The organism is Thiomonas sp. UBA7699 (assembly GCF_002482605.1).
In the GTDB taxonomy this organism is placed as follows: Bacteria; Pseudomonadota; Gammaproteobacteria; order Burkholderiales; family Burkholderiaceae_C; genus Thiomonas; species Thiomonas arsenitoxydans.
In genome coordinates this window covers 122,022-143,530 of sequence record NZ_DLGH01000005.1, presented here as the reverse complement: position 1 = coordinate 143,530, position 21,509 = coordinate 122,022, and the positions used below count along the sequence as shown (strand labels likewise).

Sequence of the window (21,509 nt, the reverse complement as noted above, 5' to 3'; positions counted from 1 at the left end):
TTGAGTTCATGCGTGCCCTGGCCACCTGCCCATCCTGGACAGTGAGCCGGGCCGCCAAAAAAGGAATGCCATATCGTGGGACGTTTCGCCTACAACAAATCGCAGTTTCAGGATCTCGCCCAGCAGGCGCTCGAACAGGCGCTCAAGGTCGGCGCCTCGGACGCTCAAGTGGAAGTCTCCGAAGGGCAGGGCATGTCGGTCGGCGTGCGCAACGGCCAGATCGAGAACGTGGAGCACAACCGCGACAAGAGCCTGTCCATCAGCGTGTTCGATGGCCAGCGCCGTGGCCATGCCAGCACGTCGGACTTTTCGGCAGAGGCCATTGCGCGCACCGCGCAGGCGGCGTTCGACATCGCCCGCTACACCGCCGAAGACGACTGCGCCGGGCTGCCCGAGGTGGAGCTGCTGGCCATCGGTCAGCAACAGCCGCAGCTCGATCTCTATCACCCCTGGGATCTGACGCCGCAGAGCGCGGCCAAGATCGCCCTGCGCGCCGAGAAGGCCGCGTTCGCCGTGGATCCGCGCATCCGCAACAGCGAAGGCGCCAGCGTATCCGCGCAAGAGTCGCACTTCGTATTGGCCAACAGCCGCGGCTTCTGCGACGGCTACGCTACCTCGTCGCATAGTCTGTCTTGTGCGCCCATTGCAGGCCGCGGCGACGATATGCAGCGCGATTACTGGTGGACGTCCGAATGCGACCCCGCCGACCTGGCTTCTCCCGAGGCGGTGGGGCGTTACGCCGCAGAGCGCGCGTTGTCGCGGCTGAAGGCGCGCAAGCTGTCCACGCGCAAGTGCCCGGTGTTGTTCGAGTCGCCGCTGGCCTCCGGCCTGATCGGCAGCTTCACCCATGCCATCAGCGGCGGCGCGCTGTATCGCAAATCCTCTTTTTTGCAAGACAGTTTGGGACAGCAGGTGTGGGCCGATCACATCGACCTGATCGAAGACCCCACCCTGCCCAAACGCCGCGGCAGCGCGCCGTTTGACAGCGAAGGTGTGGCCACGCACAAGCGCAGTTTGGTGAGCGGCGGCGTGGTGCAAGGCTATCTGCTCGGCACTTATTCGGCGCGCAAGCTCGGCATGCAGACCACCGGCAACGCCGGCGGCGCGCACAACCTGCTGCTGCAAAGCCGCCTCACGCAGGCCAAGGATGATCTGCGCGCCATGCTGCGCAAGCTCCACACCGGGCTGTTCGCCATCGAACTCATGGGCCACGGTGTCAACTATGTGACGGGCGACTATTCGCGTGGGGTCATGGGGTTTTGGGTGGAAGGCGGAAAGATCCGCTATCCCGTGCAGGAAATCACCATCGCGGGAAATCTGCGCGACATGCTGCGCAATGTGGTGGCCGTGGGCGCGGATACGCACACCTATGGCAGCAAGACCACGGGCTCCATCCTGATCGACGGCATGACGGTGGGCGGCGCGGGCTGAGTTTGCCGAGCCCCTCGCACAAGGCCGCCTTCGGGCGGCCTTGTCGTTTGCGCGTCAGCATTGTTGACTTCAAGTCAAAGCTGATTCGCGCCAGAGTCAGGAATCCTTCGCGCTTACCCGCAATGATGCGAATGGTTACAGAAGTTACGATGGTCACGTCGGGTCAAGCCGTCTCGCGACTGCAGAAGAACTCACATCCCGATCCTTTCTTATTCCCCTTCCGGAGACCCCATGGAACGTCGCTCCTTTGTCAAACACGCCGGTCTCGCCGGCATCCTCGCTGCCGGTACCGCCCCGGCCGTCATGGCCCAGCAATCGGTACGTTGGCGTCTGGCCTCCAGCTTTCCCAATTCGCTCGACACCATTTATGGCGCCGCCAATGTGTTCGCGCAGAAGGTCAAAGACCTGACCAACGGCAAGTTCGAGATCTCGGTGCACGCCGCCGGTGAACTGGTGCCGGCGTTCGGCGTGGTCGACGCCGTGCAGCAAGGCACGGTGGAGTGCTGCCACACCGCGCCGTACTACTTCTTCGGCAAAGACCCGACCTTCGCGCTGGGCGGCACGGTGCCGTTCGGCTTTAACTCGCGCCAGATGACGGCCTGGATGTTCCAGGGCAACGGTCTCAAGCTCATGCGCGAGTTCTACAGTCAGTACAACTTCCTCAACTTCCCCTGCGGCAACACCGGCGCGCAGATGGGTGGCTGGTTCCGCAAGCCGATCAAGAGCCTGGCCGACATGAAGGGCCTGAAAATGCGCATCGGCGGTTTCGCTGGCAAGGTGATCGAGCGCATCGGCGTGGTGCCGCAGAACATTCCCGGCGGTGACATCTACCCCTCGCTGGAAAAAGGCACCATCGACGCGGCGGAGTGGATCGGGCCCTATGACGACCTGAAGCTCGGGTTCTACAAAGTGGCGAAGAACTACCTGTACCCCGGCTGGTGGGAAGGCGGTCTGGAGCTTGACCTCTATGTCAACCAGAAGGCCTACAACGCGCTGCCCGCAGACTACAAGGCGGCGGTCGATGCTGCGACGGCCTATGCCCACGTCAATATGCAGGCTGCCTACGACGCCAAGAACCCCCCGGCGCTCAAGGAACTGGTGGGCAAGGGCGCCAAGCTGCAAGGCTTCCCCAAAGACGTCATGGAAGCGGCGTACAAGGCGGCCAACGATCTTTACAGCGAACTTTCCGCAAACAATCCGAATTGGCGCAAGGTCTACGCCGACTGGGTGAAATTCCGCAACGACGACATTCTGTGGTTCCGTTTTGCCGAGAACGAGTTCGACCGTTTCATGTCCACACGCAAGCTCACCTGAGCGCTGCCCCTAGCCAAAAAGCCCGCTTCGGCGGGCTTTTTTCAGGGCGTTTGGGACGGGTCAATACAATTGGAATCATCTTGATATGAAATGAATCATCTGTATCGAGAGTGACTCATTTACCCGGAGACCCTATGGAACGCCGTTCATTTGTCAAACACGCCGGCCTGGCCGGTATTCTCGCGGCGGGTAGCGCGCCCGCCGTAGTCATGGCCCAGCAGTCCGTGCGCTGGCGCCTGGCGTCAAGTTTTCCCAATTCGCTCGACACCATCTTCGGTGCGGCCAACATCTTCGCGCAGAAGGTCAAGGAAGCCTCGGGCGGCAAGTTCGAAATCAGCGTCCATGCTGCCGGTGAACTGGTTCCACCCTTCGGCGTGGTCGACGCCGTGCAACAAGGTACGGTGGAGTGCGCGCACACCGCGCCGTACTACTTCTTCGGCAAGGACCCGACCTTCGCCCTGGGCTGTGCCGTGCCCTTCGGCATGAACTCCCGCCAGATGAGCGCCTGGATGTATCAGGGCAACGGCCTCAAGCTCATGCGCGAGTTTTATGCAAACTACAACATCATCAGCTTTCCTTTGGGCAATACCGGCGCGCAGATGGGCGGCTGGTTCCGCAAGCCGATCAAGAGCCTGGCCGACATGAAGGGCCTGAAAATGCGCATTGGCGGCTTCGGCGGCAAGGTGATGGAGCGCATCGGCGTGGTGCCGCAGAATATTCCAGGCGGTGACATTTATCCCTCGCTGGAGAAGGGCACCATCGACGCGGCGGAGTGGATCGGCCCTTACGACGATCTGAAGCTGGGCTTCTACAAGGTGGCGAACAACTACCTGTATCCCGGTTGGTGGGAAGGCGGCCCGCAGCTCGACCTGTATGTGAACCAGAAGGCGTACAACGCTTTGTCGCCGGAATACAAGGCCATGGTGGAACTGGCGGCCTCGCATGCGCACATCAATATGCAGGCCATGTATGACGCCAAGAACCCTCCCGCGCTCAAGGAATTGGTGGGCAAAGGCGCCAAGCTGCAAGGCTTTCCGAAAGACGTGATGGAAGCGGCGTTCAAGGCGTCCAACGACCTTTATAACGAGCTTTCAGCGAGCAATCCCCGTTGGAAAAAGGTCTACACCGACTGGGCCAAGTTCCGCAACGACGACATTCTCTGGTTCCGTTTTGCGGACAACGAGTTCGACCGTTTCATGGCCACGCGCAAATTCACCTGATGTGCGCAGAAGTGGTCTGATGAAAACGCCCCGCAAGTCGGGGCGTTTTTTTATTCCAGGGCGGCGGCAAGATGGTCGATCAGTGCACGCAAGGTGGGCGACACAAAGCGGCTCGGCGGATAGAGTGCGTAGGCACTGCCACCATAATTTCCGAGGAAATTCCAGTCCGGCAAGACCTGGACGGCAGACCTGTTCTCCAGTGCGGGGCGCGCCACATAGTCAGGCAAGGTGCAGAGCCCCAGACCGGCCAGCATGGCCTCCAGCCGCAATGCGCTGTGATTCACGGTATAGCGACCCTGCACGACGACTTCAGTCTCAGTGTCGCCCTGCCGAAAACGCCAGCACCTGTCGTGAGCATCTTCGCCCAGGGGAAGGCAGCTGTGCGCCGCCAGATCGGACGGATGAGTAATAGCCGGGTGGGCCGCAAGATACGTGGGCGCTGCGCATAGAACGTGCTCTACCTGCATCAGCTCGCGCGCGGCAAAGCCTTCGGGCGGATGACGCGTGACGCGGATCATCAGATCGACGCCCTCGCGAAAGGGATCGACCTCATGGTCGGTCGCGATCAATTGCAGTTGTACCTGGGGCCATTGCGCCAGAAACTGCAAGAGCAAGGGATGCAGCACATGCCGGGCTAGGGCCTGTTAACGCTATTGATGCCCCCGCGTTGCCCCCAGACGGGGAGGGATGCAAGGCGGAGGTGCGAGGCAAGGCTGGTCGCCTTGCCTCGCACCGACAACGCCGCAGACGCCCCGCCTGGGGGCAACCCTTCGGGCCGGGGGTCTGGGCGGCGCACTGCCACGTTGCAGTCCGCTTGTGGTGCAAGACACCACGGCGCGGCCTGCGCCTCGCATTGCCTCCGCCCAGACCCCCGGCGCGGGGGCATCAATAGCGTTAACAGGCCCTAGTGCCTTGGGGGCGCTGATGCAGATCGATCCCTTCGGCGTTCCGGCTATTTGTTGCGGCACTTGCATGACGGCTTGCGCCGCGGCGACCAACTCGCCGCAGCGCACGCGCGCCGCGTCTCCTGCGGCGGTCAGACGGAGTTGTCGCGTAGTTCGCAGGATCAGCTGAATGCCGAGGTGTTTTTCCAGGCGAAAGACCTGACGGCTCACCGCCGAGGGCGTGGTGCCAAGCTGCCGTGCGGCTGCGGAGAAACTCCCGAACTCGGCGACTCGCAGGAAGGTCACCATTTCAGGCAGAACGCTCAAAAACGCATTTGTACTCACGGCGCAATAGTCCTGTTCCGGTGGAGGGTCTGGTTTGCCAGGGATGCACGCCCAACAATGGGACAACGCTCCATCTTATGCAGGTCTTTCGATGACAAATCCGCCTATCAAGCGCGCGGCCTCAGCGCCCGCATTTCATGCGCTCAACTTGGGTGTGCCTGAAGTGCTGCTTCTACTGGTTGCAGCGGTTTGGGGTGGCAGTTATGCGGTGACCAAATTGCTGGCTCAGCAGTGGCCGGTGCTCGACTTGCTCACCCTGCGCTTTGGTTTGACCTTTCTGATCCTGTCGCCGACCTTGCGTCCCCTGTTTACGGCGCAATGGCGAGGCGGGTTGGCGGTCGGCTCGATACTGGGACTCAACCTGCTGGCCGTGTTTCTCTGCGAAACCTACGGCGTCACGTTGACGACTGCAGCAAACGCTGCTTTGCTCATCAGTCTTTGTGTCGCGCTGACGCCACTGGTCGAATGGGCGCTATTGGGGCAGCCGCCCACCTTGCGCGTGTGGCAGGCGGCGGGTTTGTCGGTGATCGGAGCGGGTTTGCTGTCGGCAACATCGGGAATTGGCCGCCCGGGCTTGGGCGATGCGCTGGTGCTTCTCGCTGCCTTGCTGAGGGCCGTGATGGTGACTCAAACCAGACGGCTTGCAGCCCGTCATGCCTTGCCCGCACTGACTTTGACCGCCGTTCAATCGGGCGTGGTGACGGTGGGGTTGGCTGCCCTGGTGTGGGTCTGGCGCGGGCCACACTGGCCGTCCATCCCCCTGCGGGCCAGTTTCTGGGCCGGGATGGCGTTTCTGGTGTTGCTGTGCACCGTATTTGCTTTCTTTGCGCAGAACTATGCGGCGTCGCGCACGAGCCCCAGCCGGGTCTCGTTGTTGATGGGTAGCGAGCCTTTGTTTGGCGTGTTGGTTGGCGTTGCTCTGCTGGGCGAGAAGATGACGATACCGGGCTGGCTGGGAGGTGGTCTGATGGTGTTTGCAGCTTGGCATGCCACTCGCCTTCCGAATCAGACGAATGAGACCGCGTCTGCCTTATGCGGGCTTCGCACCCCGAATCCACAACCTGGCGAGCCCGTGCGCCACCAAGACGCACAGGGCGCCCACGAACGCCCCGCCGATCACGTCAGCAGGGAAGTGCGCGCCGACGGCGATGCGTGACCATGCCACCCAAAGCGCGAACAGCCACAGCACGACGCTCCAGGGGCGGGGCAGCGAAAAGGCCAGACTTGCGGCAAGCACCATGGCAAATGCCGCGTGACCCGAGGGAAAGCTGTGCGCAAACTTGGGTTCTCCAAGCACATGAACCATCTGCGGCCCGAAAACCTCAAGCGGTCGCGGAAAGTGGGCCCAGGGTTTGAGTACGCCGTAAATCGAGACAAACAACAGCAGATTGGCCCAGGCGTAGACCAGCACGCTGCGCAGAGAAATCAACCGGGGCCAGCGCATCGCGAGGGTCAGCAGCAGGCCGAGGTAGACCGGCAGCAGATGATGGTCGCCCAAGGCGGTGCCCAGGCGTGCGGCGTTGTTCCACACCGGGTTGTCTCCGGCGTGATTGATGGCGAGGAATAGGCGGGCGTTCCAGCCGTCCCATGCGTACCAGAGGGCGTGAGGGTCGAGTTTCATGGGCGGTTATCCGTTTGCGGGCACCAGGCGCGTGCCCGCGAGCACATCGTGCAGATACTGACGGTCTTTGCGCAGCAGGCTGGTGCCGGCCCACAGCAAAATGCCCGCCGCGAGCAGCCAGCCGGTCTCCTCTGGTGAAAGATGCAGGGCCGCAGCCAAGGTCAGGGCGGGGACGACCCAGAGCCAGGCCAGAACGGCGCGCCATAGTGCCCGCCCAAGGCCGAGCGGCGCCCCGCTTGGGGTGACCAGAGCGATTTTCCAGACCTTCATGGGTAGTGTTTGTCGACCTGCACTCCAGAACCCGGCGCCATAGCCGGTGAGCGCAACGAATTCTGCGGCTTGCAGGATGACTCGGTGTGTTGCCGACGCCTGCGGCAAACCCAACAAGTGCAGTAGCCCTAGCGTGACCGCCGCAGTGACCAGGGACAGGCCCAGCAGTATGAGCCCTTCATAGGACAGGCAGGCCAGGCGTCGGCGCAGTGGGGGCGCGTTTAGAGAAAGCATGGATTTGGGCGAAGACGTGCGCCCGTCGCGCGAACTTAGCGAGCCGGGCAGCGCAGCACATCTGCACAAGGCAGGGCGGCGGAAGCGGCTTTGGCGGGTATCGGCGCCGATGCCGGGAGAGGTGGCTGGGGCGCGGGTTTGACGGGGGGCTTGACAGGTGGCGCGTGGCTTGCAGCAGCCTGTTTTTCCTGCAAATATTTGCCCACCTGTCCGGGGTGGGGCTTGGGATGTCGGGCTTCTTCCTTGAGCCGCTCACGTTCGGCCTGAGGCAGTTTTTGGTAGGCCTCCCAGGCTTCGCGGCGGCTTTGCTGCGGCGTCTTGCCGGTGGAGAGAAAATTTTCGCGCGCCAGACGACGTTTTTCCGGACTGAGGTGCGCCCACTCATTCATCCGCTGCTGCAGGGTTTTTTGCTGCTGCGGACTCATTGCGGGATAGCGGGCGGCAATGTCGAGCCATTTTTTCTTGCGGTCGTGATCGAACTCGCTCCAATCGGCTTTTAGGGGGGCAAGAATGTGCTGCTGCGTCGCGCTGAGGTGTTGCCAGCTCGGCGGCGCTTCAGCCGCATGCGCCGGAGTGACGCAGAACAGCAGGGCCACGAACAGGCCCAGCAGCAAGGCGGCCTGAAACAGAGCCGACTGAAACAGGGCAGACTGAAGCAGGAGGGAGCGCTCCATCAGGCGTGGAGGACAGGGGCGCAAAGCCATTAGCGCTCCAGCTTGAGGTAGCGGGCAAATCCGGGATCGGCGTAGGCCGCTGGCGGCAAATCGCCCAGCAAAAGGGCGGTGTCGATGTCGGCCGTGACGCGGATGAACCGTTCCTGTTGATAGTCTTGCAAGACCAGCAGGCCGACGACCAGCACGATCAGCGGCAGAACGGCGCCGAAACGAAACAGCCACGACCTCCAGAGCGAGGGGCCCGCCAGCGAAAGCGCGCGGCCCTGCGCGACGGCAGCAGTTGCCGAAACGGGCTGAATCTGGGCGACCGCCATCAGCCGCAGGGCCTTGAGGCGCTCGGACTGTTCGGGCGTGATCTGCTGCTCGGCCTGTTGCAGCCGTGTGGCGAGTTGCTGCGCAAGGCGGGCTTCGACTTTGGGGCGCAGCGGATCGGTTGCGTCGTTTTTCATGAGTAGCCCTGGGCTTTCAAGACGCGTGCCAGCGAATGGATGGCGCGCGAGCAATGCGTTTTGACGCTGCCTTCCGAGCAGCCCATGGCTTGCGCGGTTTCGGCAACGTCGAGTTCCTCCCAATAACGTAACAAAAACGCTTCCCGTTGACGTGCGGGCAAACGCGAAATTTCAGTTTCGAGATGTTTCAGGATTTGCATGCGCTGAACCTGGGTTTCGGCGCTCTCGAGATGCTCGCTCAGTGCTTCGAGTTCCAGCGTTTCGAGCAGGTCAAATTCGCCCTCGCTTTCCTGAGATTCAAAATCCGACAGATTGCTGAACAGCGCGCTGCGCACCTTGCGCTTGCGATGCCAGTCGAGAATGGCATTGGTCAGAATGCGCTGGAACAGCAGTGGCAACTCCTGGCGCGGTTTATCGGCGTATTTGGTCGCCAGGCTGATCATCGCCTCCTGCACCAGATCCATCGCGGCGTCGTCGTCGCGCGTCGAGAACGCGGCGCGCAAAAAAGCGCGCTTGTCGATGCTGGCGAGGAATTCGTTTAGTTCTCGTTCGGTGGCCATCGAGTCGGACGTCGTGCGGTCCGTGAGGATGAGAGGCAACTACACATTATGCAATGGCGCATCGTTGCACCAAATAGGCCACAGGACGGGCTCATGAAGCTCAACCAGCCGACTGGTATTGGGGCGACGTTGGGGCGTCAATCCGTTCTGATGCGAGACCAAAATCCCCACGGTCATGTGCAGCAGTGCTGCGCTGCACTACACTACCCAGTTCCGTTTGGTCTGAGCCTCCGTGCAGCAACAAGGTGAGATGCGATTTGCATTGCCTGCCGCGCCCACAACGTTCCAGATCGTACGTGTATCCCAAAGGCCGGCCACAAGCGGGTGCCGAGGGAGACCTGAAGTCTTTCGTCAGAGAAATTCACAAGGTGAACTCATGGAAATGAATCGCACAGAACACAAGTCGGCCGCTACGGCCGCATCAAAGTCCGGCGCGGCAAGCGCGCAGGAACTCACCGGGGCCGAAATCCTGGTGCGATGCCTTCAGGAAGAAGGCGTCGAATTCATGTGGGGCTACCCCGGTGGGGCCGTGCTCTACATCTACGACGAACTCTACAAGCAAACCTCGATCCAGCATGTACTGGTGCGGCAGGAATCGGCTGCGGTTCATGCTGCAGACGCCTATGCCCGTGCGACGGGCGATGTTGGTGTGGCCCTGGTGACCTCCGGGCCGGGGGCGACCAATGCCATCACGGGCATCGCCACCGCGTATATGGACTCGATTCCGATGGTGATCATCACCGGGCAGGTGCCGACGACGGCCATCGGGCTGGACGCGTTTCAGGAATGCGACACCGTGGGCATCACCCGCCCGGTGGTCAAACACAATTTCCTGGTCAAGGATGTACGCGATCTGGCGGCCACGATGAAAAAGGCGTTCCACATCGCCCGTTCGGGCCGGCCGGGCCCGGTGGTGGTGGATGTGCCCAAGGACGTGTCGCGTCACACCACTCAGTTCGAGTATCCCAAGACCGTGGAGATGCGCTCGTACAACCCGGTGCGCAAGGGCCACGGCGGGCAGATCCGCAAGGCGGTGCAACTGCTGCTCTCGGCCAAGCGTCCGTATATCTACACGGGCGGTGGCGTGGTGCTGGCGAATGCGTCTCCCGAACTGCGCAAGCTGGCCGATTTGCTGAAGTATCCCTGCACCAATACGCTGATGGGGCTGGGCGCGATGCCCGGCGAAGATCCGAAGTTTCTCGGCATGCCCGGCATGCACGGCACCTTCGAGGCGAATATGGCGATGCAGCATTGCGACGTGCTGCTCGCGGTGGGCGTGCGGTTCGACGATCGGGTGATCGGCAATCCGGGGCATTTTGCGCAAAACCAGCGCAAGATCGTGCATATCGACATCGATCCTTCCTCCATCTCGAAGCGGGTGAAGGTGGACGTGCCCATCGTGGGCGATGTCGGCGAGGTGCTGCGGGAACTCATCGATCAGCTTGAACAGTCCTTCAAGGCGGGCAACAAGAACGACGGCGGCGCGCTGGCGGCCTGGTGGGCGCAGATCGAGGAATGGCGCAAGCGCGACTGTCTCGCCTATGAGCATTCGACCGAGGTCATCAAGCCGCAGGCTGTGATCGACACGCTGTACGAGCTGACCAAAGACCGCGAGACCTATATCTGCTCCGACGTTGGACAGCATCAGATGTGGGCCGCGCAGCTCTATAAGTTTCCCGAGCCGCGGCGCTGGATCAATTCGGGCGGGCTAGGCACCATGGGCGTCGGGCTGCCTTATGCTATGGGCATCAAGCTGGCCAAGCCTGAAGCCGAAGCCGTTTGCGTCACTGGTGATGGCTCCATCCAGATGAATATCCAGGAGCTCGCCACCTGCCTGCAATACGGCACGGCGGTGAAAATCATTCTGCTTAACAACCGCTATCTCGGCATGGTGCGGCAGTGGCAGGAGATCGAGTACGAAGGCCGCTATTCGCATTCCTACATGGATTCCTTGCCCGACTTCGTCAAGCTCGCCGAAGCCTATGGTCATGTGGGCATCAAGGTGGACAAGCCCGAAGACCTGCGCCCCGCCATGGAGAAGGCGTTTGCGATGAAAGACCGCACGGTCTTCCTCGACATCTCGGTGGACCCCACAGAGAACGTCTGGCCCATGGTGCAGGCGGGTCGGGGGATCACCGATATGTTGCTTGGGTCGGAGGATCTCTGAGCCATTGAACCGCGCGAGTCGTCGGGGTTTGGCCGTAGCGGCGTCTCACCGGACGCCGCGCCCTGCCAAACGCCAAGCCCGCGCTTTCGACAACCGCGTGCGCTGTTATGCACGCTTCCATCATCAATCTCGCAGCAGCCAGGCGACGCTTACCGGCGCCGCACGAAGCCTGCGTAGAGGAGTGAATTCATGAAACACATCATTGCCGTTCTGCTGGAAAACGAACCCGGTGCCCTGTCGCGTGTGGTGGGCTTGTTCTCCGCTCGGGGCTACAACATCGAATCGCTGGTCGTGGCGCCCACGGAAGATGCCTCACTGTCGCGCATGACCATCGTCACCAGCGGCTCCGAAGACGTTATCGAGCAGATCACCAAGCACCTCAATCGGCTTATCGAAGTAGTCAAGGTCGTCGATCTCACCGAGGCTTCCTTCATCGAGCGCGAGCTCATGTTGATCAAGCTGCGGGCGGTGGGCAAGGAGCGCGAAGAGATCAAGCGCATGTCCGACATTTTCCGCGGCCACATCATCGATGTGACCGACAAGTCCTACACCATCGAACTGACCGGCGACGCCGCGAAGCTCGACGCTTTTATCCAGGCGGTCGATCCCACGGCCATTCTGGAAACCGTGCGAACCGGCAGCTGCGGAATTGGCCGCGCCGAGCGTATCCTGCGCGCCTGATTCCAAGACGGCGCATTTTTTCTTTGTGGCGTGGAGCGTCCCGCCAAGAACACAAAACCTCAACTTCAGGAGCCAATATGAACGTTTATTACGACAAAGACGCCGATCTCTCCCTCATCAAAGGTAAGAAAGTCACCATCGTGGGTTACGGCTCGCAGGGTCATGCGCATGCCCAAAATCTGAATGACAGCGGCGTGAAGGTCACCGTCGGCCTGCGCAAGAACGGCGCATCCTGGGAGAAGGCCAAGAAGGCCGGCCTGAAGGTCGCCGAGGTCGAAAAGGCCGTTGAAGGCGCCGATGTGGTGATGATGCTCATGCCCGACGAGAACATCGCCGAGGTCTATCGCAATGCCGTCGAGCCGAACATGAAGAAGGGGGCTGCACTGGCCTTTGCGCACGGCTTCAACGTGCATTACGGCCAGGTTCAGCCGCGCGCCGATCTCGACGTCATCATGATCGCCCCCAAGGCGCCCGGCCATACCGTGCGCAGCACCTACACCCAGGGCGGCGGCGTGCCGCATCTGATCGCGGTGCATGCCGACAAATCGGGCAAGGCGCGCGATCTGGCGCTTTCTTACGCTGTGGCCAACGGCGGCGGCAAGGCCGGCATCATCGAAACCAACTTCCGCGAAGAGACCGAGACCGATCTGTTCGGTGAGCAAGCCGTGCTGTGCGGCGGTACGGTCGAACTGATCAAGGCCGGCTTCGAGACTCTGGTCGAGGCCGGCTATGCGCCCGAGATGGCCTATTTCGAGTGTCTGCACGAACTCAAGCTCATCGTCGATCTGATCTACGAAGGCGGCATTGCCAACATGAACTACTCGATCTCCAACAACGCGGAGTACGGCGAGTACGTCACCGGGCCGAAGGTCGTCACCGAGGACACCAAAAACGCCATGCGTCAGTGCCTCAAGGACATCCAGACAGGTGAATACGCCAAGAGCTTCATTCTGGAAAACCGCGCCGGTGCGCCCACCTTGCTCTCGCGTCGCCGTCTGACCTCCGACCATCAGATCGAACAGGTCGGTGAGAAGCTGCGTGCGATGATGCCTTGGATCAAGGCCAACAAACTGGTGGACAAATCGAAGAACTGATCTTCGGACCCTTGGACTTTCACAACACCCGGCCCCTGCCGGGTGTTGTGCTTCATGCCGGGCCTTACGGCGACTAAACTCCACCCATGACTTATCCCCATCCCATTCTGGCCCGCGAAGGCTGGCCCTTTATTGCCAGCGGCGTGCTGCTTTCCGTGATTGTTTGGGCGCTCGCCGGGTTCTGGTGGTCATTGCCGATCTGGCTGCTAACGATTTTCGTGGTGCAGTTCTTTCGTGATCCCGCCCGTCCGATCCCTCGCGATCCGCTCGCCGTTCTCAGCCCGGCCGATGGCCGCATCGTGGCCATTACGCATGCGTTCGACCCTTACGCCGGGCGCGATGCCCTCAAAATCAGCGTGTTCATGAACGTGTTCAATGTGCATTCAAACCGTGCCCCGGTGGACGGCGCCTTGCGCGATGTGCAATATTTCCCGGGTAAATTTGTGAACGCCGATCTCGACAAGGCCTCCGAGCAAAACGAGCGCAATGCGCTGGTGATCGATTGCGATGGTCGCGTGGTGACTGCCGTGCAAGTCGCCGGCTTGATTGCCCGGCGCATCCTTTGCTACGTCAAGGCGGGCGATGCCCTGCAGCGCGGGCAACGGTTTGGATTCATCCGGTTTGGTTCGCGTGTCGATGTCTATTTGCCGTTGGACACACAGTCGCGCGTTTCGATCGGAGACAAGGTTTACGCCAGCAGCACCGTGCTGGCCGATTTCGCTGCCTGAAGTCCTTTTCTTAAGACGTCTATTCGTTCAGAGAGGTTGAGTATGTCGCGAAATGTGGCCCAATTTCCCCCGCAGAACAGTTTGTCGGAACGGACAGATGCGCCTCCAGAAGCCGATACGCCCCGGTCGCCGGAAGTGACCTATCAGCCGCCTGAGCCTGACGACGATCCTGCACACCGTCGTCGGCGCGGCATTTATCTTCTGCCCAACTCCTTCACCGCTGCCGCGTTGTTCTGCGGCTTCTACGCCATCGTGATGGCGATGAGCGGGCGATACGACTCCGCGGCCACGGCCATCTTCGCCGCCATGGTGCTCGACAGCCTCGATGGCCGGGTTGCGCGGATGACCAATACCCAAAGCGAATTCGGCGCCCAGTTCGACTCGCTCGCCGACATGGTGTCGTTCGGTGCGGCCCCTGCGCTCATCATTTATGAATGGTCGCTGCGCGGTCTGGGCAAGCTGGGCTGGTTGGCCGCCTTTGTGTATTGCGCAGGGGCTGCTCTGCGGCTTGCGCGTTTCAACACCAATGTTGCGGTGATCGACAAACGCTACTTTCAAGGCCTGCCCAGTCCGGCCGCTGCCGCGCTGGTGGCCGGTTTTCTCTGGATCATGACGGATGCCGGTGTGCAGGGCGCGCATGTCGCCTGGTTCAGTTTTGTCATCACGCTTTTCGCCGGACTCACCATGGTGACCAACGTGCCGTTCTACAGCTTCAAGGACGTGAGCTTTCGCCGCAGCGTGCCGTTCATCAGCATCTTTCTCATCGTGTTGTTGATCGGTCTGATCGCGTATCAGCCTCCGCTGGTGTTGTTTGGCTTGTTTGTTCTATATGGATTGTCCGGCTACGGCGTCTATGTGTGGCATCGTCTCAAGGGCCGCCCGGTTAGCGTGATCGCCACCTCAGTGGACGAGCCTGACGAACGCGGCTTGCATTGATCAATCTTTTTACGAGCGAGTGTTGACAAGCGGTTCAGGCGCTGCGACAATAATTGTTTTACGCGGGAATAGCTCAGTTGGTAGAGCGCAACCTTGCCAAGGTTGAGGTCGCGAGTTCGAGTCTCGTTTCCCGCTCCAAATTCTCAGCAAAAAAGGGAAGCCAAGCTTCCCTTTTTTGTGTCCGGTGCATGTTGTCGCTTTCCTGTGACGACACAGGGTTTGACCAATGGCAGATCAAGTCTGGGTCAGCGCTGCAGCATCCTGCGGTTTTGCGTACGATCTCTAATCTTTACGCAGCCAAGTCGCCCGGCGGGGTGGCAGAGTGGTTATGCAGCGGCCTGCAAAGCCGTCTATGCCGGTTCGATTCCGACCCCCGCCTCCAAATATCTGTAAATCAACAGCTTACAGGATTGGCCCACACTAACGCTGTGGGCTTTTTTTCGTCTTTCGGACATCAATTTGTCCCCGCAATGACCCTGTAGTGACCAAGAATTCCCATTTTCCGGGAGTGCCCCAAGGGCCGCGTCCCATCCGCTCGACGTTACGCCTCCGCAGGTCTGTTTGGGCTTTCTTGCAGCACCATCCGGCACTGGATCAGCGTCGCTCAGTTGGGGGAGTGCAAGGCAACATTTGAGTGCAAAAATAGATACCTACTGAAATCGCAAAAGGGAGCGCAGCTTGATCAAATCGTACGCAGACTACCAAAGGTATCTCGAGGCGGACCGCATCGCTTTGGGGGTGAATTCGCGCTGGGCCTGGCTGTTTGACGAAATTTTTCAATTTCAGCGCTTGCTTAGAAAAGTCGAATTTCTCACAAACTGTGAGAAAAATTTTTTTCGGCGCCGCCTTGCAGTATATCGTTTTCGTAAGCTTTCGATCAAGCTAGGGTTCTCGATACCGATCAATGTTTTTGGCCCAGGCCTTGCAATTTTGCACTACGGCACGATCGTCGTGAATTCCGGGGCAAGAATTGGTTCGAATTGCAGAATTCATACAGGCGTGAATATTGGAGCGCAGCTTGGCAGAGGAAACGAAGTGCCAAGAATAGGACACAATTGTTATATTGCACCAGGGGCAAAAATTTTTGGTGCGATAGAGATTGGGGACAATACAGCAGTGGGCGCCAATGCGGTAGTCAATAAAAGCTTTCCCGAGGGTAATGCAACTATCGGCGGAATTCCTGCGAAGGTCATTTCACAAAAATCGACTAAAGGACTTTTTGTTCATGGAGATTCTCGATTTTGAGAGGCGGGCCGGATCGCGTCATTAAGTATCTTTTTTAAATTTTATGCAGTTTATCTAAATTGGCATTTCATTCAATATGCATGCCCCAATACGTATATTAATGGTAGTTGACGGACGCTATCCTGCAACGGGTGGTGCAGAGATGCAGGCCCGGCTACTTAGTCGGTCATTCGCCGCAGCCGGTCACGACGTGCGCGTTCTGGTGCCGCACCTGGACCGCTCGCTCCCGTTTGCCGATCAGGTCGATGGTATTCCGGTACTAAGATTGGGGTATCCGAAAATAAAGGGACTTGGTGCGATATTACTCAATCTAAATTTTGCGCTCTGGTTGTTGAGGCATCAAGGCGAATTTGATGCTATTCACATTCATATGATGCATAATCTTGCCGGGGCGGCGGGTTGGATCAATCGATGGCTGAAGCCAACTCTTATAGTCAAAGTTTCGGGTGCAGCGGAGTTTCAAGGGGGCATTCTCGACCCAAAATTAATGACAAAGCCTGTTCACCGGATTCTGCGGAGAGGTGCACAGCATCTCGATGCCTATCAATGCATCAGCAAGAGGACGGTGAAGATCATGCTGGAAGCCGGCTTCGCCAAGGAGCGCCTGCATCTTCTGCCGAATGCAGTGGATTTGGTGCGCTTTGCATACAAAGGGACTAGAGATCAGTCTTCACTTCGTGCTGTGTTTGTCGGGCGTCACGTCCCGGTAAAAGGACTGGATGTCTTGCTGGAGTCCTGGGTGAGGGTATCCTTGCAATCACCTGATGCGCACTTGACCCTTGCCGGTGATGGACCAGAGAGAGAAAGGCTGATGACGCTTTCCCGGCAGTTGGGCATTGAGAACAGTGTTTCTTTCCCTGGTTTGGTGCAGGATGTGCCGGCACTTTTGTCCACGCACAATTTGTACGTGCAGGCCTCGCATCAGGAGGGTCTGCCCAATGCGGTTCTCGAGGCGATGGCAAATGGACTACCAACGGTTGCTACCCAGATCAGTGGTCATGAAGATGTGATCGCTCACTCCGAGACGGGATTGCTTGTGCCGCCAAATCATGCCGATGAGTTGGCGGCGGCGATTAGTCATTTGGCTGAGAATCCAAACTTAAGGCAAGAGATGGGAGCAACTGCCCGGCGATTTGTTGAGCAATACTTTTCTACTGAAGCGGTCATGCAATCGCTTTTAGCTGTCTACACTCAGCCAAGTGCTCCGCTGAGCCATCCAATGACTAAGGCAAAAATCAATGCAAATCGGTAAGGATGCCGTGGTTAGGGCAAAGGGTGAAAAGCGTGGAGTACTTGCACGCCTTTTTCAGCATACTTCAAATTATTCGATTGGTAGTGTGCTGGTTATGTTGGCCAGCATCATATCTTTTCCAATTCTCACTCGGATTTTTTCGGTTGCGGAATATGGAACAATGGCATTGGTTACCTCTACGATCCTATTTTTAGTAGGAATAGGAAAACTTGGCTTGCAACACTCGGTGGTACGTTATTACAGCGAGGTTGAGGCGGGGACGAGGAATAATACTGCGACGCAGTTTTTTTCAACTGTCTTGTTTGGGATGGTTGTCGTTGGAATAGTTGTGACCTTGCTCAGTATAGTAGCAATCTATTTTATGCCCACGGCCTGGTTGTCAAATGAGCAAACAAAATACTTGATTATATTGGCGTCGCCATTGATTTTTATCCGTGTAGTGGATAGTGCAATGTACAACATGCTCCGTGCTCAACAAAAAAGCGGAATTTACAGCGCCTATTTCACGGTTAGGAAATATCTTGGGCTGTGTTTGATATTTTTTGTGCTTTTTTATGTTTCACGCACTTTAGAAGGGTTTTTTATTTCTTCCATGGTGGGTGAATTTATTGCTGTAGCAGTCATAATTTTTTACTATGCGAGGCAGCACGTTTTTGATGTGCGGCAGTTTAATAGGCCGCTTTTCATGTCGATGTTGGTGTTTGGATTACCTTTGCTTGCTAGCGAGCTTTCTATGCTGCTGCTGAACATGAGTGGGCGTTACATCATAAATTATCAACTCGGTCCAGAGCCTTTGGGCGCATTTTCTGCAGCATTTAATTTTAGTGATTATTTGCAGGGAGTGTTGACTGCTTCCTTTGCGCAGGCTGTTGTGCCGATGTACTTCAGGATGTGGGAGCAACAGGGGCGCGAAAAAACTATTGAATTCATACAACAAGCCCTTAAATATTATATTGCACTTGCACTGCCGATTTTGGGTGGCATGGCTGCTGTAGGTCCTGAATTACTCCGGCTTCTGGCCTCTTCAAAATATGACGTAAGTGCAACATTGATTGTATTTATCGTTGGGGGCATGCTTGTTTCTGGTGGGACTCCAATTTTTAGTGCCGGAATCTACATCAATAAACTAACTAAAGTAGTCATGTATTCGGTATTGACGGCCGCTGCCGTAAATATTGTATTGACAGTTGTGCTTGTTCGCCCATTCGGTATTGAAGGGGCTGCTTTTGCTGCCCTGGTCAGCTACATCTTGTACACTGTCATGGCGGCATATTATGGCCGCAAAGTTGTAAAAATAAACATCCCGTGGTTTGATGTATTAAAATATGGATCATTCACTCTAATAATGTATTTTGTGGTGGTTTACATTGATCCACCGGATCTGGCTTTTCGAATTTTTTCTCAAATTATTGTTGGCGCGCTTGTGTATGGTGCTTTGATTATTATTTTTGACCGGCAGGTGCGAAATCTATTGCGACAAGGTGTCGCAAAGTTGATGAGGGCGCGATAAGTTTTTCTATATGCTGGATGTACGATTTTAATATTCATATCGATGATATTATTTTTTCTGTTCTTTTTCTGAATTTTCTCTCTGATGCCTTCTGCGCTTTCTATTGCTCCGATGCTCGATTGGACGGATCGACATTGCCGCTATTTTCATCGTCTGATTACGCAGCGAGCTTTGCTTTACACGGAAATGGTGACGACTGGGGCGTTGCTATATGGAGACGTGGCGCGGCATCTTGATTACAGTTCGCATGAGCACCCTGTTGCGCTGCAGTTAGGCGGTAGTGAGCCAGTTGATCTGGCCTGTTGCGCGAGACTGGCACTTGAATGGGGTTATGACGAAATCAATCTGAACTGTGGGTGCCCCAGTCCTCGGGTGCAGCGTGGGGCATTTGGGGCTTGTTTGATGGCTGAACCCTCGCGGGTGCGGGATTCGGTTGCTGCCATGGTGGAGGCGGTTTCAGGCACGATCCCGGTTACGGTCAAGCACCGCATTGGTGTCGACCATGAGGATAGTTACGGTTTTGTGCGCGATTTTGTGGGAACGGTGTCGCAAGGCGGTTGTGAGACGTTTATCGTGCATGCCCGTTCCGCATGGCTTGATGGCCTCAGCCCGAAGGAAAACCGTGATATTCCACCGTTGCGGCCAGAGTTTGTTCTGCAGTTGCGGCGCGACTTTCCAGAACTTGCCTTTGTGCTCAATGGCGGCATCAAGACGGGGCAGCAGATTGGCGAGTGGTTGCCGCAGGTTTCCGGCGTGATGGTGGGGCGGGCGGCTTATCAAGACCCGTGGAGTCTGGCGACTTGGGATCAAGAATTTCTGGGGAGTGCCGATTCGGCTGCACCTGAGCGCGAAATCGTCGAAGAGCAAATGGGCGCCTACATTGCGGAGTGGAAGGCAAAGGGCTTGCATCCGCAGGCGATTACCCGGCATATGCTCAATTTGTGGAAGGGGCAACCCGGTGGACGCCGCTGGCGGCAAGTGTTGAGTGATTCGAGTTTGTTGTCCACGCTGTCGGTGCCTGAGCTATTCGCGACGGCCAGACGCGCCCGCCTGTCGGCCGAACTCGACGAAGCGATGGAGTCAAATCAACCCAGCCAACTCGGTCAACTCGGTCAACCGTTAACGGCTTCGGCTTGCGTCTGAACGCTCGCCCTGGCGTGCGATTCTGAACGGATTTCCGCGGTTGACAGCGCCACGACCTTCAGCGCGGCGTCGCGGAAAGACTCTCCGTCAATGCCCTTGAGCGCGACGACAGGCGCGGTGTCGAACGCCCGAAAATGGTTGGACATCGATCGGGTGTAGCTCGGGTCGTAGTGGTGCTGCAGGATGTCTGCAGTGAAGGCGGCAATCTCGCCTTGTGTGATGAGTTCCTGCCAGCGTTCGACGGTTTCGGCGCCTCGCAAGGCGCGCAGGCTGGCCAGGCGCTGCAGCAGCAGGGGGCGATCGGCAGACAACTGGGCGTAGTCGGCTAGCAACAGCGCAACGCGCAGGTTGGTTTCGAGCTCCAGGGTGATGCAATGCCCCTGGCGCATCTGCTCCATCAGCGCATCTGGGACGTGAAGGGCGCCAATCTTCTTGCTCTCTGCCTCGACAAATACCGGGCGGTTCGGATCGAAGCGGCGCAGATCGGCCCACACGCGGGTCTCGAACAATTTTTGCGAGGGCTGCGTTTCACCCGGCTCCAGGCCCAGCACGGAACCTCGATGCTGTGCCAGCGCCTCGAGATCGAGCACTTGCGCCCCGACCTCACGCAGTGATTGAAGCAGACGGCTCTTGCCGCAGCCGGTACGGCCGCAGATGACGTGAAATTGAAGTTGCCCGGACCGTTGCTCCAGATCGGCGCGCAGGGCGCGGCGCAAGGACCGATAACCGCCCTGCACCAGCACCACGGAAAAACCGATGCGCGCCAGAATGTGGGCCATCGCGCCCGAGCGGTTGCCGCCGCGCCAGCAGTACACCAGAGGCGTCCAGGATTTGGGCAACTCGGCCGCATGCGCCTCGATGTGGTTGGCGACGTTGCGGGCGATCAGCGTGGCACCGCGCTTATTGGCGACGAAGGGATCGACCTGGGCGTAAAGCGTGCCGACTTCGGCGCGCTCGGCGTCGTCGAGCACCGGCCAGTTTTGGGCGCCAGGCATGTGATCGAGCGCGAATTCCGACGGGCTGCGCACATCGATCACGGCGCTGAAAGACTGCAGCTTCTGCAGTGCTTCAGCCGCATCCATTACGCGGGGGTTCATGGCGCCAATCTCGCGGCAGGCAGGGCCAGCAAAGGGGCGAGGTGCGGCCAGACGGTATCGAGCATGGTGGGTTGCGCTTGTGCGGTGGGGTGAATGTTGTCGGACTGAAACCAATCGGGATGGCCGACGACGCCAGAAAGCAGAAACGGGACCAGCGCCACACGCTGCGATTTTGCAACCGCCGGAAACACGGCCGCAAAACGCGCGGTATACGCCGGGCCGTAGTTTGGCGGAATTTGCATACCGACCAGCAAAACACGCGCGCCCGCCTTTTTGCACAGTGCGACCATACGGCTCAGATTGTTCTGCGTTTGCTGCAAGGAAAGACCGCGCAGGGCATCGTTGCCGCCCAGCTCGATGATGACCACGCGCGGCTTGTCGCGCGCGAGCAGGGCGGGCAGCCGGGCCAGCCCGCCCGCTGTGGTGTCGCCGCTGATGCTGGCGTTGATCACGCTCCAGCGCGGCTCTTTGGCTTCGAGCCGCTGGCGCAGCAGATCGACCCAGCCTTTTCCCGTCTCCAGCCCGTATCCGGCAGACAGGCTGTCGCCCACCACGAGCAGAGTGGCTATGGGCGTGGATACAGGCGGTATGGCGGCCCGCGCGGCGCCGGCTAGCCCCATGTCCGCCGTCAGCGCCGACACCATAAGCCCCAAG

The 21,509-nt window shown here is 58.7% G+C and carries 20 protein-coding genes, 2 tRNA genes and 2 pseudogenes; 15 read left to right on the top strand and 9 right to left on the bottom strand.

Going from position 1 to position 21,509, the window contains the following annotated elements; all coding sequences use genetic code 11:
• Nucleotides 1-75 precede the first annotated feature (75 nt).
• The 3 genes from pmbA (at nt 76) to B3H47_RS02330 (ending at nt 3,965) form a co-directional block, all read left to right on the top strand.
• Complete coding sequence (gene pmbA / locus B3H47_RS02340; protein WP_286985820.1) at nt 76-1,431, top strand: metalloprotease PmbA; 1,356 nt, start codon at nt 76-78, stop codon at nt 1,429-1,431.
• Between the two features lie 231 nt (nt 1,432-1,662).
• Nucleotides 1,663-2,745, top strand: a complete 1,083-nt coding sequence (locus tag B3H47_RS02335) for a TRAP transporter substrate-binding protein (protein ID WP_013123721.1) — start codon at nt 1,663-1,665, stop codon at nt 2,743-2,745.
• 134 nt (nt 2,746-2,879) lie between these two features.
• Entirely contained in the window at nt 2,880-3,965 is a 1,086-nt protein-coding gene (locus B3H47_RS02330) for a TRAP transporter substrate-binding protein (protein WP_286729836.1), read from the top strand.
• Nucleotides 3,966-4,015: 50 nt separating this feature from the next.
• On the opposite strand, the pseudogene B3H47_RS02325 reads toward B3H47_RS02330, so the two are convergent.
• Together B3H47_RS02325 and B3H47_RS02320 are read right to left on the bottom strand one after the other, a co-directional pair.
• Nucleotides 4,016-4,594, bottom strand: a pseudogene (locus B3H47_RS02325) (substrate binding domain-containing protein); the annotation flags it as partial.
• 21 nt (nt 4,595-4,615) lie between these two features.
• Nucleotides 4,616-5,158, bottom strand: a complete 543-nt coding sequence (locus tag B3H47_RS02320) for a LysR family transcriptional regulator (RefSeq protein WP_286985909.1) — start codon at nt 5,156-5,158, stop codon at nt 4,616-4,618.
• Nucleotides 5,159-5,285: 127 nt separating this feature from the next.
• On the opposite strand from B3H47_RS02320, the gene B3H47_RS02315 reads away from it, so the two are divergent.
• Nucleotides 5,286-6,350, top strand: coding sequence for a DMT family transporter (locus B3H47_RS02315; RefSeq protein ID WP_286985808.1), 1,065 nt, complete (start codon nt 5,286-5,288; stop codon nt 6,348-6,350).
• Here B3H47_RS02315 and B3H47_RS02310 read toward each other — a convergent pair.
• The 5 genes and pseudogenes from B3H47_RS02310 to B3H47_RS02290 all read right to left on the bottom strand — a co-directional run.
• Nucleotides 6,324-6,638, bottom strand: a pseudogene (locus tag B3H47_RS02310) (phosphatase PAP2 family protein); the annotation flags it as partial. The gene B3H47_RS02315 and the pseudogene B3H47_RS02310 sit on opposite strands and share 27 nt — an antisense overlap.
• Before the next feature lie 183 nt (nt 6,639-6,821).
• Complete coding sequence (locus B3H47_RS02305) at nt 6,822-7,319, bottom strand: RDD family protein (protein WP_286985805.1); 498 nt, start codon at nt 7,317-7,319, stop codon at nt 6,822-6,824.
• Between the two features lie 35 nt (nt 7,320-7,354).
• Complete coding sequence (locus B3H47_RS02300; protein WP_286985800.1) at nt 7,355-7,993, bottom strand: DUF3106 domain-containing protein; 639 nt, start codon at nt 7,991-7,993, stop codon at nt 7,355-7,357.
• 29 nt (nt 7,994-8,022) lie between these two features.
• Complete coding sequence (locus B3H47_RS02295; RefSeq protein WP_286985798.1) at nt 8,023-8,442, bottom strand: DUF3619 family protein; 420 nt, start codon at nt 8,440-8,442, stop codon at nt 8,023-8,025.
• Entirely contained in the window at nt 8,439-9,002 is a 564-nt protein-coding gene (locus B3H47_RS02290) for an RNA polymerase sigma factor (protein ID WP_041608698.1), read from the bottom strand. Before B3H47_RS02290 ends, B3H47_RS02295 begins: the two co-directional genes overlap by 4 nt.
• 376 nt (nt 9,003-9,378) lie before the next feature.
• Between B3H47_RS02290 and B3H47_RS02285 the strand changes: the two genes are divergently transcribed.
• From B3H47_RS02285 to dusA, 11 genes are all read left to right on the top strand, one after another.
• Entirely contained in the window at nt 9,379-11,169 is a 1,791-nt protein-coding gene (locus B3H47_RS02285) for an acetolactate synthase 3 catalytic subunit (protein ID WP_286985792.1), read from the top strand.
• 189 nt (nt 11,170-11,358) lie between these two features.
• A complete protein-coding gene (gene ilvN, locus B3H47_RS02280; protein WP_286985789.1) occupies nt 11,359-11,850 on the top strand; it encodes an acetolactate synthase small subunit in 492 nt (163 codons plus the stop codon).
• 23 nt (nt 11,851-11,873) lie between these two features.
• Nucleotides 11,874-12,944: a ketol-acid reductoisomerase gene (gene ilvC / locus B3H47_RS02275; protein ID WP_286985785.1), complete on the top strand. Its 1,071-nt coding sequence runs from the start codon at nt 11,874-11,876 to the stop codon at nt 12,942-12,944.
• An 86-nt stretch (nt 12,945-13,030) separates the two neighbouring features.
• A complete protein-coding gene (locus B3H47_RS02270; protein ID WP_286985784.1) occupies nt 13,031-13,672 on the top strand; it encodes a phosphatidylserine decarboxylase in 642 nt (213 codons plus the stop codon).
• 42 nt (nt 13,673-13,714) lie between these two features.
• A complete protein-coding gene (gene pssA, locus B3H47_RS02265; RefSeq protein ID WP_286985783.1) occupies nt 13,715-14,608 on the top strand; it encodes a CDP-diacylglycerol--serine O-phosphatidyltransferase in 894 nt (297 codons plus the stop codon).
• Between the two features lie 62 nt (nt 14,609-14,670).
• Nucleotides 14,671-14,746 (top strand) — tRNA-Gly (locus tag B3H47_RS02260).
• A gap of 170 nt (nt 14,747-14,916) precedes the next feature.
• Nucleotides 14,917-14,990, top strand: a tRNA-Cys gene (locus B3H47_RS02255).
• 296 nt (nt 14,991-15,286) lie between these two features.
• Nucleotides 15,287-15,853: a serine O-acetyltransferase gene (locus B3H47_RS02250; RefSeq protein WP_286985782.1), complete on the top strand. Its 567-nt coding sequence runs from the start codon at nt 15,287-15,289 to the stop codon at nt 15,851-15,853.
• A 76-nt stretch (nt 15,854-15,929) separates the two neighbouring features.
• A complete protein-coding gene (locus B3H47_RS02245; RefSeq protein ID WP_286985781.1) occupies nt 15,930-17,105 on the top strand; it encodes a glycosyltransferase family 4 protein in 1,176 nt (391 codons plus the stop codon).
• A complete protein-coding gene (locus B3H47_RS02240; protein WP_286985780.1) occupies nt 17,092-18,615 on the top strand; it encodes a lipopolysaccharide biosynthesis protein in 1,524 nt (507 codons plus the stop codon). The genes B3H47_RS02245 and B3H47_RS02240 overlap by 14 nt, the downstream gene beginning before the upstream one ends.
• 84 nt (nt 18,616-18,699) lie before the next feature.
• Complete coding sequence (gene dusA, locus B3H47_RS02235) at nt 18,700-19,758, top strand: tRNA dihydrouridine(20/20a) synthase DusA (protein WP_286985779.1); 1,059 nt, start codon at nt 18,700-18,702, stop codon at nt 19,756-19,758.
• Here dusA and mnmH read toward each other — a convergent pair.
• Complete coding sequence (mnmH, locus tag B3H47_RS02230; protein WP_286985778.1) at nt 19,728-20,855, bottom strand: tRNA 2-selenouridine(34) synthase MnmH; 1,128 nt, start codon at nt 20,853-20,855, stop codon at nt 19,728-19,730. The two genes, dusA and mnmH, sit on opposite strands and share 31 nt — an antisense overlap.
• Complete coding sequence (locus tag B3H47_RS02225) at nt 20,852-21,475, bottom strand: arylesterase (RefSeq protein ID WP_286985908.1); 624 nt, start codon at nt 21,473-21,475, stop codon at nt 20,852-20,854. The genes mnmH and B3H47_RS02225 overlap by 4 nt, the downstream gene beginning before the upstream one ends.
• Nucleotides 21,476-21,509 lie beyond the last annotated feature (34 nt).